General features: G+C 71.9%; 10 protein-coding genes. 6 read left to right on the top strand and 4 right to left on the bottom strand.

The features are described 5' to 3' along the window. The first annotated feature begins 51 nt into the window (after positions 1–51). Entirely contained in the window at positions 52–1,032 is a 981-nt protein-coding gene (locus AB0K34_RS03380) for a hypothetical protein (RefSeq protein WP_301174452.1), read from the top strand. A gap of 172 nt (positions 1,033–1,204) precedes the next feature. Here the strand turns inward: AB0K34_RS03380 and AB0K34_RS03375 are convergent, their stop codons facing one another. Beyond that, positions 1,205–1,672 carry a hypothetical protein gene (locus AB0K34_RS03375; RefSeq protein WP_138641670.1) on the bottom strand — a complete coding sequence of 156 codons (468 nt, stop codon included), beginning with the start codon at positions 1,670–1,672 and terminating at the stop codon, positions 1,205–1,207. Positions 1,673–1,832: 160 nt separating this feature from the next. Next, entirely contained in the window at positions 1,833–2,648 is an 816-nt protein-coding gene (locus AB0K34_RS03370) for an RNA methyltransferase (RefSeq protein ID WP_138641671.1), read from the bottom strand. 232 nt (positions 2,649–2,880) lie between these two features. Here AB0K34_RS03370 and AB0K34_RS03365 point away from each other — a divergent pair, with 232 nt between their 5' ends. From AB0K34_RS03365 to AB0K34_RS03355, 3 genes are all read left to right on the top strand, one after another. Next, a complete protein-coding gene (locus AB0K34_RS03365) occupies positions 2,881–5,232 on the top strand; it encodes a substrate-binding domain-containing protein (RefSeq protein WP_138641672.1) in 2,352 nt (783 codons plus the stop codon). A gap of 275 nt (positions 5,233–5,507) precedes the next feature. Beyond that, positions 5,508–7,031: a sigma-70 family RNA polymerase sigma factor gene (locus AB0K34_RS03360; protein WP_364544994.1), complete on the top strand. Its 1,524-nt coding sequence runs from the start codon at positions 5,508–5,510 to the stop codon at positions 7,029–7,031. Between the two features lie 230 nt (positions 7,032–7,261). Beyond that, positions 7,262–8,740, top strand: coding sequence for a sigma-70 family RNA polymerase sigma factor (locus tag AB0K34_RS03355; protein ID WP_138637886.1), 1,479 nt, complete (start codon positions 7,262–7,264; stop codon positions 8,738–8,740). 74 nt (positions 8,741–8,814) lie between these two features. On the opposite strand, the gene AB0K34_RS03350 is transcribed toward AB0K34_RS03355, so the two are convergent. Next, a complete protein-coding gene (locus AB0K34_RS03350; RefSeq protein WP_301174454.1) occupies positions 8,815–9,903 on the bottom strand; it encodes a phosphotransferase family protein in 1,089 nt (362 codons plus the stop codon). A 447-nt stretch (positions 9,904–10,350) separates the two neighbouring features. Between AB0K34_RS03350 and AB0K34_RS03345 the strand changes: the two genes are divergently transcribed. Next, entirely contained in the window at positions 10,351–11,034 is a 684-nt protein-coding gene (locus AB0K34_RS03345) for a hypothetical protein (RefSeq protein ID WP_364544991.1), read from the top strand. Positions 11,035–11,049: 15 nt separating this feature from the next. Here AB0K34_RS03345 and AB0K34_RS03340 read toward each other — a convergent pair whose 3' ends face one another. Further along, a complete protein-coding gene (locus tag AB0K34_RS03340; protein ID WP_356948725.1) occupies positions 11,050–12,417 on the bottom strand; it encodes a PLP-dependent aminotransferase family protein in 1,368 nt (455 codons plus the stop codon). A 69-nt stretch (positions 12,418–12,486) separates the two neighbouring features. On the opposite strand from AB0K34_RS03340, the gene AB0K34_RS03335 reads away from it, so the two are divergent. Then, the gene (locus AB0K34_RS03335) at positions 12,487–13,137 is read left to right on the top strand and encodes a pyridoxamine 5'-phosphate oxidase family protein (protein ID WP_364544988.1); all 651 of its coding nucleotides are present in this window, start codon (positions 12,487–12,489) and stop codon (positions 13,135–13,137) included. Positions 13,138–13,189: the final 52 nt, after the last annotated feature.

The raw sequence follows: 13,189 nt of genomic DNA, 5'->3' as shown, positions 1-13,189 counted from the left end.
CGACGCGACGGAGGTGCTGCGGCAGTGATCTGCCGATCGGCGATCAAACCGGTGTTCATCGGTCTCGGCACGGCGGCCGTCCTCGCCGCCGGCGGCGCATCCGCTATCGCCGCCGAAGCCGCGTCTCCCAAGCTGACCATCACCGTTGATGCCCAGAAGCAGTTGGAGCCGGGGAAGCCGATCTCCGTCACCGCAACGGTCGCCACCACCGCGGAAGTGGCTTCGGCGGTCCGCATCAGCGAGGTCAAGCTCGCCTCCAGCCCCTCAGGGGTGGAGGCGAAGGTCATCAAGGGATGCGACCTCGATAAGACACTGTGCGACTTCGGCGAAGTGAATACCACGAAGGAGACGGCCACCTCCGTCGTTGGGGTCAGTGACGAGCTCGACGCCCCGGTCACCGTGACCGTCACGATGACGGTCGTGGGCAGCTTCGGGGAGGAGCAGCCGACGGCGACCAGCGAGCCGGTTGCTCTGACTTTCAACCCGGTCAAGCCGGATCCGCCGACCGAGACGCCCACCGATCCTCCGTCCTCGACAAAACCGCCGACGACGTCCAAGCCGACGAAGAAGCCGTCGCGGACGCCGTCCAAGCCGTCGCCCACGCCGACGAAGACGGCGGGGGCGAGCGGGAGCAGCGGGTCCGGCAGTGGCGGGTCGGGGTCGGGGAGCGGGTCGTCGAGCGGGACGGGCGGGTACGTGCCGCCGTCGCCGAACTCGTCGTTCAGCCCGAGGAATCCGCAGGTGGCGCTGCCGCCGATCCAGGCGCCCAGCCCTTCGGTGGCGCCGAGTCCGGTGCCCGGGTCGGGGACGCCGCAGAGCCGGTTGCAGGGTAACAAGGCGCCCGTCGCGCAGGACATCACGTTCGAGCGGATGGCGAGTACGCAGATCGCCTGGCTGGCCGCCCTGATGGTCGCGTTCTCGCTGCTGCTGACGCAGTTGCGGCTCGGACGGCGCCGAGTGCCCGCCGGGGCCGCCGCCAAGCGCACGAAGGGAACGCACCGGCGCCCGCGCCGCGGCATGTTCGGCAAGTGACCAGCGAGGATTCCCCCGTCACCGCCACCACAAGGCCCGCGCAGGGACGCTAGCCGCCGCTCTCCTCGACCGTCCTTGGCCTGCGATGCCGCACGCCTTAATACGTCTGGCCGTCCATTCGGCGCTGCCGTCACCAACGGCGACAGAATGACCGGACTACGGGAACGGGTGGCTACGTCCCGATGAGGGCGGACATCGCCGACCTCGGCACGTCCATCCCCGTGCTGGGGTGACCGGTGACGCCCCATCCCCGCGCTCTTGGAATGGCTGATCCCTCCGCCGGCCGCGTCCCGACCGCCGAAGAGATCGGCCGGAGGTTGAACATCCGGACCGCCACCTGAGACGCGAGACCGGCGCCTCCCCTGCTCAGTCCGACTGGGTCGATGGGACTGCCGTCCGCGCCCTCCAGTTCGCACCGGTACATGACCCATCCGGTCAGCGGATCCCTGGTGCAGGTGCGGATGTCGGCGGTTCCCGTGGCCAGGGCCTCCCCACCATTGTCCAGCAGCGCCAGCGCACCGAAAGCGACCTCCAGCGCCAGCAGGATGCCCGGCACCGCGCAGATCACCTTCACAATTCTCGGCGACCGCTCCAAGTAACGCGCAAATCGGCGGCGACCTTTCTCATCCCAGAGCACCATGACGCCGCCGGCTCCTCGCTTCGGAAGGTGGCGACGGCCGGTGCACGGCTACTGGCACGGCCGCCGGCGAGAGGGAAGGAGCGAGTGTACTCGGGCCGCTGGAAGACAAAAAGCGCCGATGATTCACCGGTTTACAGAATGGCCTGATGCGCCATTCGGGTCATGATCTGGTCAGGGCGTAGCAGGCTATTGCGGCGGCGGCCACGACGTTGAGGGAGTCGACGCCGCGTTGCTGGGCGGTCTCGTTCATGGGGATGCGGACGCGGTGGTCGGCCTGGTCCAGCCAGCGGGACGACAGGCCGTCGCCTTCGGAGCCGAGGAGAAGTGCCCGGCGGTCGGCCGGTTTCAGGTCGTCGATGGGTTCGGCATCGGGGGCGGGGGTGAGGGCCAGGAGCTGGAAGCCCGCGTCGCGGATCAGCGACAGGTCGTTGTGCCAGTCGGTCATGCGGGCGTACGGCAGGGCGAACACGGCGCCCATCGAGACCTTCACGGAGCGGCGGTAGAGGGGGTCGGCGCAGCGCGGGGCGAGGACGGCGGCGTCCACGCCCAGGGCCGCCGCGCAGCGGAAGATCGCCCCGATGTTGGTGTGGTCGACGATGTCCTCGCAGATGATGACGCGGCGGGCCGTGGCGAGGACGTCCGCGACCGGGGGCAGCGGGAGGCGTTCGAGGGAGGCCAGGGCGCCGCGGTGCACCGGGAAACCGGTGACCGACTCCATGGCGGCGTCGTCCACGACGTAGACGGGGGCGTCCAGGCCGGACAGGACGTCAGCGAGCGGGTCGGCCCAGCGGCGCGCCATCAGCAGGGAGCGGACGGGGTGGCCGGCGGCGATCGCGCGGCGGATCACCTTCTCGCCCTCGGCGATGAACAGGCCGTGCTCGGCCTCCAGGCTCTTGCGCAGGTTCACGTCGCGGAGCCGGACGTAGTCGGCGAGGCGCGGATCGGCGGGATCCGGGACGGGGATGAGGTCGGCCATGCCCCCAAGTCTGCCGTCCCGGACGGCCGGATCCGGTCGTCGCGGGCGGCCGTCCGCGCCTGTTCGTACCGCCGTCGTCGCGGTCCGTGATGCTCGGGTGCGATGCCAGGTTCGTCGGGACATACGGTGATGACCTGCGTCATTATCAGTTTTGAGTTCTTTGTAACCTCTCGTTCGTACTACTACAGTGCCGGGGAACATCGGCGGGTTTCTGGTGAATCGAGGGCAGGCCATGAGCGGACGTCATCGCAATGACTTCCCTGACGGGGCGGACGGCGGCTACGACCCGTCCAGGCCAGTCTTCGGCCCGGCCAACGACGGGTCGTCCGATTGGTTCGGCGCGCGGGACGGCCAGGGCGCACCGCTCTCCCAGCCCCAGGCCGGGCCGCAGGGCGCGCCGCCCGGCGCGTCGGGCGAGACGCCCGAGTGGTTCACGCCCCGGCAGTCGTCGGAGGAGCCGGTCTACGGGGCCGGCGGGTTCGGCGGCGCGTCCGACGCGGGCGGCTACGGCCTTGGACGGTCCAGCGGCTACCCGCAGGGCGAGGCGTCCGGCGGCTACCCGCGCCGCGAGCCTTCCGGTGGGTATCCGCAGGGTGAGCCGCGGTCGTCGTCCCCGCAGGGGCCGCCGCGCGAGTCCTCACCGCTGGCGGGCACCGGGTACAGCGAGTACGACTCGATCCGCAGTTCGGACGGCGGCCAGTCGGGGTTCTTCGGCGGCGGGTCCGGCTCGTCGAGCGGATCGGGCGGTTACGGCGGCGGATCCGGGGGCTCTGGAGGGTCCGGCGGGTCCGGCGGTTACGGCGGCGGGTCGGGCGGCTACGACAGCGGGTCCGGCGGCTACGAGTACGGGCGCCGCAAGCGCAAGCGCAGCGCGACCGCGCTGATCGGGCCGATGGCCGGGGCCGTGGGCCTCGCGCTGCTGCTCGGCGTCGGCGTCTACGCGTTCGCCGAGAGCGGCGGCGGCTGCTCCGGCGACGACGCGATGAACCTGTCGGTCGCGGCGGCGCCGGACATCGCGCCCGTCGTGGAGAAGGCCGCCGGACGCTTCAACGACAGCAAGCACAAGGTCGACGGCACCTGCGTCAAGGCGACGGTGAAGAAGGTCGAGCCGTCGGCGGTGACGCCGCTGCTGTCGGGCCAGGCCGTGTCGAACGACCGGCCGGACGTGTGGATCCCCGACTCGTCCCTGTGGGTCTCGCTGGCCCAGTCGAACGCCGAGGGCGGCGACGAGGGCGGCGTGGTATCCACCAAGACCTCGCTGGCCAAGAGCCCGATCGTGGTCGGGCTGCCGCAGTCGCTCGCCCTGCAGCTGAAGAAGGAGGGCATCACCGCCAGCCCGTCCTGGGACAACCTACTGAAGGCCGCGGGCGGCGTCGCCGGCGGCGCGGTGACCAAGAACCAGATGATCCCGGCCGGCGCGGTGCGGCTGGTCGTCCCGGACCCGATGAAGAACGCGGCGGGCATGGGCTCGCTCATGGTCACCAGCATGCTGCTGGCCAACGACCCGAACCGCGACTCGATCTTCACCGGCATCGTCCGGACGGTCCGGGAGAGCACCGTCCCCTCGGTGGAGTCGGAGTTCGCGGCGTTCCGCAAGGACAAGGGCGGCAAGAAGCCGATCTCGCTGTCGTCCGAGCAGGCCCTGTACCAGTACAACAGGACGAAGCCGGCGGAGCCCGCGGTGGCGCTGTACCCGATCGAGGGCACGCTGTCGATGGACTACCCGTTCACCGTCACCAGCAAGGACGCCGCCAAGCAGAAGGGCGCCCGGCTGCTGGAGCAGGCGATGAGCACCGAGGCGACCCGCAAGGACGTCCACGACCTCGGCTTCCGCACGACCGACAGCAAGGCGCCGGCGGGCTTCACCGAGGCGGCCGGGGTCAGCCCGGCCAAGCCGCGGCAGCTGCCCACGCCGAAGAGCGCGGACGTCGCGAAGGTCATGCAGGCGTGGTCGAAGCTGTCGCTCGGGCTGCGCATGCTGACGCTGATCGACGTGTCCGGCTCGATGGCGGAGAAGGTCGGCCCCAACACCAACCGGCTGCAGGCCATCGCGCAGGTGTCGCAGGGCGGCCTCGCGATGATGTCGAACGACACCGAGCTCGGCCAGTGGCTGTTCTCCACCAACATGGGCGCCGGCGGCGTCCCGTACCGGATCACGGTGCCGATCGGCCCGCTCGGCGAGCGGATCGGGTCGAGCACCCGGCGCGGGCGCGTCCTCGCGGTGCTGAACCAGATGAAGCCGAAGCCGACCGGCGACACCGGCCTGTACCGGACGATGCTGGCCGCGTACAAGCAGATGAACGACACCTACAAGCCGGAGTTCGGCAATTCGATCCTGCTGCTGACGGACGGCAAGAACGACGACGACGGCGGCCCCACGCTGGCGGACACGCTCAAGCAGCTGAAGGCCATGCAGGACCCGAACAAGCCGATCCAGGTCAACATGATCGGGTTCGGCAAGGGCGTGGACCGCAACGAGCTGGAGCAGATCGCCGCGGTGACGCACGGCAACGTCCAGGTCGCGCAGACCCCGCAGGAGATCTCCAGGATCTTCCTGAAGATGCTGTCCCGGCGGATCCAGTGATCACGCTCCGCTGATCCTACCGACGCGTCAGGTAGTTCTTGATTTTTTCCGGTCCCCGGTGTCAACCGGGGGCCGGGCCCGATCGTCAAACAGTCGGAGGCCCGACGGGGAGCGGGGCCGTCGGGCCTCCAACTCGCTTTCCCCCCGGCCCGTGACGGGGAAGCGCCCGCCGGACCGAACCGGCGGCGGGAGAGCCCACCGCTCCCTCTTGGATCTTCCAGCCCGTCCCTCACGATGCGGACGAGGAATCCGAAAGCAGCCCGCAGGAGGACCTTGTGTCCGGTTGGCCCAGTTTTGATCGCGCGGACGACGAACGTCTGGCGCAGGCGCTGGCCGCAGGCGATCCCAGCGCGCTCATCCAGGTCATGGACCGCTACGCGGCCCGCCTGTACGACTACTGCCACGCGCTGCTGCGCGACCAGGAGCAGGCGGCCGGGGCGCTGCACGACGCGCTCATCGCCGCCTACGCGCACGTCTCCGTGCTGCGCGAGCCCGACCGGTTCCGCGCCTGGCTGTACGCGCTCGTCCGCAACGAGTGCATGCGGCGCCTGCGCGACCCGAACCGGCCCGCCGAACGGCGCGGCGCGCCCGAGGTCGAGGAGGGCTTCCTGGACGAGGCGGAGCTCGCCCGCCGGCAGGAGGCCCGGCGGCTCGTCCACAGCGCCCTGGCGACGCTGCGCGGGCGCGAGCGCGAGTCGATCGACCTCATGCTGCGGCACGGCCTCGACACCTTCGAGGTCGGCTGCGTCCTCGGCCTGGACGGGCAGGAGTCCACGGACCTCACCGGCGCGGCCCAGGCCCGGCTGGACGAGGCCCTCGCCGCCGTCCACCTCGCCCGCACCGGACGCAGCGGCTGCCCCGAACTCGCCGGGATCGCCGAGGACGGCGGCGTCGGCGGCACCCGGCCCCTGCCGCCGCCTGCGGTCCGCGCGCTGGTGCAGCACGTCGCGTCCTGCCCGGTGTGCGGATCCAGCCACGAGCGGACCGCCCCCGCGGCGCGGCTGCTCCAGGTGCTGCCGGTCGCGATGATGCCCACCGACCTGCGCGGGCACGTCATGGCCACCGCCACCGACGCCGCACTGGCTGGCGACCTCAGCTACATCGCGCACCGCGCCGAACCGCTCGACGAGTGGGGCTGGCCCCTCGTCGTCGACCGTCCGGCCCAGCGGGACGACGGCTCCGAACGGCGCGGCCCGCGCGCGCTCTGGCCCGCGCTGGCGGCCGCGGCGGCGGTCATCGTCATCGTGGCCGGGGCGTTCTACGTGATGTCCGGCCGCGGGGAGACGAGCGCGCAGGGGCCCGCGGGCGGGGCGTCGGAATCGGTGCTCGACCCGTCCACACCGCCCGACTCCGAGGAACCGTCCGACTCGCCGACGCCCACGCGGAGCGAGACCCCGACGCCCACCCCCACCACGACGACCCCGACCCCGACGCCGTCCAAGACCCGCAAACCGGCCACCCAGTCCTCCACCCCGCGCCCCACCTTCTCCGCGCCCCAGACAGGCCGGCTCAATGTGGGTTCGTGCACGATCCGGACCGATGGCCCGGGCTCGGGCTCATGCGAGATCACGGTTCGCGCGGTCGGCGGGACGGTCACCTGGTCGGTCGTCCGCGCGTCGGGCGGGATCAGCGCCAGCGGTGGAGGCACGCTTCGCGCCGGTCAGTCGGGCTCGATCCACGTTTCCGGGAACTGCACCCCTCCCGGCGGCCGGGGAACCGTCCTCCTCAGCACGGGCGACACCGGCTCGGTGACGCTGACCTGCCCACCGGGCCAAGAGCCTCCCCAGCCGGAAGGCTGACCAGGCCACCCGATCGCCTTGTGTGACTCAGTTCACATTTTGTGACGCGTGTGCCGTCCGACTAGGACAGATGGCCACGGCGTGTACCGGATTCGTCACTGAAATCCGCACATACGGGAGAAATCTCAGCAACTTGGTGGCAAGATCAGGCAACCAGAGTCGGCCGACGGACGTCGGGGCTCGCCGGGGGCACGTTCTACAACACCATCGAATTCGCTGGGAGGGTTCCCGTGGCCGGTGAGCCAGGGCCCGGGCGAAGCGACGAATCCAGGCTGGCGGACTCGCTGCGAGCCGGGGACGTCATCGCCCTGACCGAGGTTTACGACACCTATGCACCGTTCCTCTTCGACTACTGCCACGGTCTGCTGCGCGACCGGGTCGAGGCGGCCGGTGCGCTCCGCAACGTCGTCATCGCGGCCCGCGAGCACGTGGGACGGCTCACCGAGCCGGACCGGCTGCGCGGCTGGCTGTACGCGATCGCCCGCAAGGAGTGCATGCGGCGCCGCGACAGCCCGAACCGGCACATCGGGCAGGAGGCGCCGGAGGCCGAGGACGAGCTGACCCCCGAGCAGCTCGCCCGCCGCGAGGAGCGGCGGCTGCTCGCGCACAGCGCGCTCGCCGCGCTCAACGGGCGGCAGCGCGAGGCGATCGACCTGTCGGTCCGGCACGAGCTGGACGAGGTCGACCTGTGCGGCGTCTTCGGCATCCCGCTGGAGGAGACGCTCGCGCTGGTCGAGAAGGCCCGCGAGGACCTCGCCGCGGCGCTGCACGCGGCCCTCGTCGCGCAGAACCACTGGAAGAGCTGCCCCAGCCTCGCGGCGCTGACCGAGTCGTGGCCGCTGACACCGCAGACGGCCGGGTCGCTCGTCCGGCATGTCGGGAGCTGCCCGGTGTGCGGGGACCAGGAGACGCCGCCGCTGCCGCCGGACCGGCTGCTGTCCGTCCTGCCGATCGCGGCGATCCCCGCGGACCTGCGGCTGGACGTGCTGACCGCCGCGACCGCCGCGGACCGCGCCGACAACCGCCGCGCCATCGCCGCCTGGACCGAGCCGTTCGACGAGTACGGCTGGCCGCTCCCCTACCAGCCGGCGCCGCCGCGTGCCCGCGACCGGTCGCCGCGGCGGCGCGGTCCGGCGCTCGCCGCCGTCGCGGTCAGCGTCGGGCTGGTGGTGATGTGCGTCGGCGCCTGGTCGTGGCTGCACGACGGGGAGGGCTCGTCGAACGCGTCCGCGAACGGTCCGGCGGTGCCCGGCGACAGCTCCTCGCCGGGGGACTCCCAGGTGCCGGAGCCGACACCGACCGAGCCGTCGCCGACGTCCGCCTCGCCGTCCCCGAGCGAGTCCAAGTCGCCGTCGAAGTCCCCGTCGCCGTCGAAGTCCCCGTCGGAGACGACGTCGACGAAGCCCCCGGCGCCGCCGACGACGCTGGCGCCGAAGCCGCCCAAGCCGGGCAGCCTGTCGGTGGAGGGATGCAGGATCCGCTCCGGCGCCGAGACCTGCACGGTGCGGGTCACCGCCGTCGGCGGGGCCGTGAACTGGAGTGTCACGGGGACGTCCGGCGACCTCAGCGCGGGCGGCGGCGGGCACCTGTCGGCGGGCGAGTCCGCGAGCGTGACCGTGCAGCGCACGGCCGTCATCTGCTGGGGCCGCAAGACCGGGTCGGTGTCGTTCTCACCCGGTGGCGTGTCGGCGTCCGTCCAGTACTGCTGAGCCTGCTGCGACCGTCCTACCGGTGGTTTCCCCCCACGACAGTGCGCGCGGGGGAGACCACCGGTAGGGGCCGTCTAGGAGGAGATGGAGCCGGTGTCCAGGGTGCGGTGGGCGCGCTCCAGCAGGACGGGGACGCCGCCGCCGATCTGGTCGAAGCCCTCGCCGACCGTCGCCTTCTGCAGGAAGCGGGCGTGGATCCCCTCCAGGATGACCGCGAGCTTGAAGCAGGCGAACGCGACGTAGAAGTCGAGGTCGGCGAGGTCGAAGCCGGTCAGCGCGGCGTACCGGTCGGTGAACTCGCGGCGGGTGAAGAAGCCCGGCGCGGAGGTGATCGTCGCGCCGACGGGCAGTTCCTGGGCGTCGGCGGCCTCGGCCCAGTAGACGAGCGTCAGGCCGAGGTCGGACAGCGGGTCGCCGAGCGTCGACATCTCCCAGTCGACGACGGCCGCGATCTCGGGGCGCGGCTCCAGCCGGGCGAGCGCGTTGTCGAGCCGGAAGTCGCCGTGCACGAGCCTGGCGGGGGCGTCCGCCGGCAGCCGCTCGGCGAGCCGCGCGACGAGCCGGTCGTACTCGGGCAGGTCGCGGACGGTGCCGGTGGCCCGGATCGCCTCCTGCGAGCTGTCCCACTGCTTGCCCCAGCGCTTGAGCTGGCGCTCCATGTAGCCGTTCGGGCGCCCGAAGTCGCCCAGCCCGACCTTCTCGACGTCGACGGTGTGGATCGCCGCGAGGGCCTCGGCGAGCGCCTCGGAGAGGCCGCGCGCCTGCTCGGGGGTGATCCCGGCGGCGTCCTCGCGGGTGCGCAGGACGCGGCCGTCGACGAAGTCCATCAGGTAGAAGCGCGCGCCGATGACGTCCTCGTCGTCGCAGAACGCCAGGGTCTTCGGCACCGGCACGGCCGTCCCGGCGCCGAGCGCGGACAGCACCCGGTACTCGCGGCCCATGTCGTGGGCCGTCGGGAGGACGTGGCCGAGCGGCGGCCTGCGCAGCACGACGCGGCGGCCGCCGTCCAGGGTGATCCCGTAGGTGAGGTTCGAACGCCCGCCCGCGATCAGGTCGATCGCGGTGATCCGCCCCGAGCCGGGCAGCGCGCGCGCCAGCCAGGCCGCGAGGCGGGGGACGTCGATGCCGGGGACCCCGGCCGGCAGTTCTGCGTCAACGGTCATGACGCCCTATTAGAACGCGGCTCGGTCCGGACTGGGAACCCCACCCCCGTACCCGGCACCGAGGACGCCTATACGCGCCGTAAGTTGTCGGCCACTTCCGGCCGACTTGCAGGGAGGCTTCACCTGACCTTCAGCATTGGTGCTGACCTGCGCGAACGATGAGCGCTTCGGGCACGGGCGTCCGCTTCCCCGAAACTCCCAGGAGAAAAACCAGCCTCAAGGTGGAATCTTTGGACACCTGGGGTACTCCTCAGCGACGACACCCGAGCACGCTGGGTCGCCACCCGGCACGGAGGTCGACAGCCGTCACATCGGCCCATGAGACGGCAGGCTGGACTTATGAGTCTCGCTTGGGCTAAAGAGAAGAGGACTAGACCATTCGGGACTAGACCGCCCGATTGGGGGGGACGCACCGTGGCAGACGCATGGCTGCCAGGAGCCGGCCGCATGCCGGCACGACACGACGGCGGAGCGTTGCGAGGGGGTGCTCCCCGGGTCGTATGGTGCGCCGGAGAGCACGATCCGCGCAGCGTCTCGGCGCGCTCGGTGGCCGCCGACCTCGTCAAGGAGGACCGGCCCCCGCACCTGGTGTGGCACCCCGGCACCGGCGAGATCGTCCAGCTCCTCCCGATCACCCGGGCGGCCCGGCTGCTCGGCGGCGGCGTCGGCCGCGAGGGCCGCGTCTGCGCGCAGATCATGGTGGTCGGCCAGGCCCGCACGCCGTTCACCGGCTCGCTGCTGACCGGGCTCGACGCGATCGTCCAGTGGCTGGACGCGTGGGGCGTCGCGCGCCGCTGGCCCGCCGGGCCGCCGCTGCCGTCCCCGCAGTCCTACCACTCGCTGCGCGCCCGCAAGGACTGGGCGCGCGGCGGGCACTACGGGGCGTCCCAGGTGCCGACGCTCGACCGGCCCGACCCCGGCGGCATCGACATCCGGCGCATCACCGGGCCGGACACCCCCGTCGCGCCCATCCCGAAGCCCCGCGCCCCGAGCGCGCCCGCCGGGACCCGGCTGCTGCCGCCGCGCCCGCGCACGCCCGACCCCGTCCGCACGGCCGCCCCGCAGAACGACTCGCCGCTGCGTCCCGCCTCGGAGCCGGTCCCGGTCGGGCAGACCGCCATGTCCAACTGACCCCGGCCGCGCCCGCTACCCGGCGAGGGCGCGGACGATCTCGCAGCCCTTGCGCAGTTCGGTCGTGGTGGCGGCCGAGCCGTACCCGATCACCAGGCCGGACGCGCGGCTCGGACCCATGTGGTGGCGCTCCAGGGTCTCCACGAGGACGCCCCGCTCGCCGGCCGCCGCCGAGATGCGCCGCGCCTCGGGCTCCGGGACGTCCACCACCAGGTGCAGTCCTGCGGTGTCGCCGCGCAGCGGGAGGCCGTCCAGCGCCCGCACCACCACCTCCCGGCGCCGCGCGTACTCGGCGCGCATCCGCCGGACGTACCGGTCCAGATCGCCGCGTTCCAGCAGGATGCGCAGCGCGTCCTGCGGGACGACGGCCGTGCGGTCGTTCAGCCGCTCCCGGCGCAGCGCGATCTCCGCCACCAGGTCCGGGCGCCCCGCCAGCCAGCCGACGCCCATGTCCGTCGTAAGGATCTTCGCCGTGGTGCCGAGGTAGACCACCACGTCCGGGTCGAGGCCGTACAGGGCGGGCAGCGGCGCGACGTCGAACCGGAACTCGCCGTCGTAGTCGTCCTCGGCGATGAGCGCCCCGTTGCGCCGCGCCCATGCCAGCAGGCCCTGCCTGCGCGGGATGGGCAGGACGCCGCCCATCGGGTACTGGTGCGACGGCGTCGTGTAGACGATGCGGAGGTCGTCCGGCAGGCCCTCGACGATGAGGCCGTGCTCGTCGACCGGGCACGGCACCAGTTCCGCGCCACGCCCCTCCAGGACGACGCGCGCCTTCTTGTAGCCGGGCTCCTCCACTCCTACGCGGTCGCCTGGACGAAGCACGGTCGCGGCAAGCAGGTCGAGCCCGTTCGTCGCTCCACGCGTCACCAGGAGCCCGTCCAGGGGGCACGCTACGCCGCGACTGCGCCTGATGTAGCCGGCGAGTGCCTCTCGGAGTCCCGGCAGGCCGTACGAGTCCTGGCGCTGCTGCGGCGGCATCCCCGCAGCCAGCCGCCATGCGCGGCGCCATGCCGGGGTGTCCAGGGCCCCGATCCACGCGGTGCCCGGCCGCAGGTCGATCTCGTGCGAGGCCGCCGACCTCCGCACCTGGCTCGTCACCGGCTTCTCCTGCTTCGGCACAGGCTCGGCAGCCACGCCCTCGGTCACATACGTCCCGGACCCGTGCCGCCCTTCAAGCCACCCCTCCGCATACAACTGCTCATACGCCTCGGTGACGACCGTCCTGCTGACGCCCAGCAGGCTCCCCAGCGCCCTACTGGACGGAAGCCGCTCCCCTGCCGCAAGCCGCCCCTCCGCCATCGCCTCCCGCAACTGGCCGACGAGCTGCGCGCTCATCGGCTCCTTGGCGTCCCGGTCAACGACGAGGGGCAGATCGATCGACAAAGTGGTCTCCGGCTATACGCACCAAGTGGCCATACCTACCAGGCCACTTTTCTTCTAGCGTAAACGGCCATGGATCCACTCTCCTCGACCGCCCGCACGCGCGTGGGCAGGCTTCCCGAACGCTCCAGGACCGACCGCTCCGCCCTCTACGACATCCTTGACGCCGGTCTGGTCTGCCACCTGGGCATCGTCGTGGACGGCACCCCGCGCGTCCTTCCCACCGGATACGGCCGCGTTGACGACACCCTCTACATCCACGGCTCCACTGGAGCGAGCAGCCTGATGGCGGGCCCGTCCCAAGAGGTGTGCGTCACCGTGACCCATGTGGACGGCATCGTCCTGGCCCGTTCGGCGTTCCACCACTCCATCAACTACCGGAGCGCGGTCATCTACGGCACACCGCAAGCGGTGACCGACACCGACGCCAAGCTCGCCGCACTCCGGGCCGTCACTGAACAACTCGCCCCCGGCCAGTGGGATCTAATCCGCCAACCCACCCGAAAGGAACTCGCCGCCACCTCCGTCCTGGCGATTTCCCTTTCGGAGGCTTCGGTCAAGGTCAGGCAGGGCCCGCCCGGCGACGACGAGCCCGACTACGCGCTCGACCTGTGGGCCGGCGTCCTCCCCGTCCGGCAGACGTTCGGGACCCCGTCCCCCGACCCGCTGCTGCGCCCCGGCATCCCCATTCCCGGACATATCGCCCAACGCGTGACGCGCTAACTCGATCGGGCTCGATGCCCCGCGCAGTCGTCCATGGCCGTAGGGTGAATCC

The organism is Actinomadura sp. NPDC049382 (genome assembly GCF_040677125.1).
Lineage (GTDB): Bacteria > Actinomycetota > Actinomycetes > Streptosporangiales > Streptosporangiaceae > Spirillospora > Spirillospora geliboluensis.
The sequence above is the reverse complement of the archived record's forward strand: the minus strand, read 5'-3'. Positions and strand labels throughout refer to the sequence as shown.

Coding starts and splice junctions, on each gene's coding strand:
- AB0K34_RS03365 (WP_138641672.1), top strand. CDS start 2,881: ATGAGCGGACGTCATCGCAATGACTTCCCTGACGGGGCGGACGGCGGC.
- AB0K34_RS03375 (WP_138641670.1), bottom strand. CDS start 1,672: ATGGTGCTCTGGGATGAGAAAGGTCGCCGCCGATTTGCGCGTTACTTG.
- AB0K34_RS03335 (WP_364544988.1), top strand. CDS start 12,487: ATGGATCCACTCTCCTCGACCGCCCGCACGCGCGTGGGCAGGCTTCCC.
- AB0K34_RS03350 (WP_301174454.1), bottom strand. CDS start 9,903: ATGACCGTTGACGCAGAACTGCCGGCCGGGGTCCCCGGCATCGACGTC.
- AB0K34_RS03370 (WP_138641671.1), bottom strand. CDS start 2,648: ATGGCCGACCTCATCCCCGTCCCGGATCCCGCCGATCCGCGCCTCGCC.
- AB0K34_RS03345 (WP_364544991.1), top strand. CDS start 10,351: ATGCCGGCACGACACGACGGCGGAGCGTTGCGAGGGGGTGCTCCCCGG.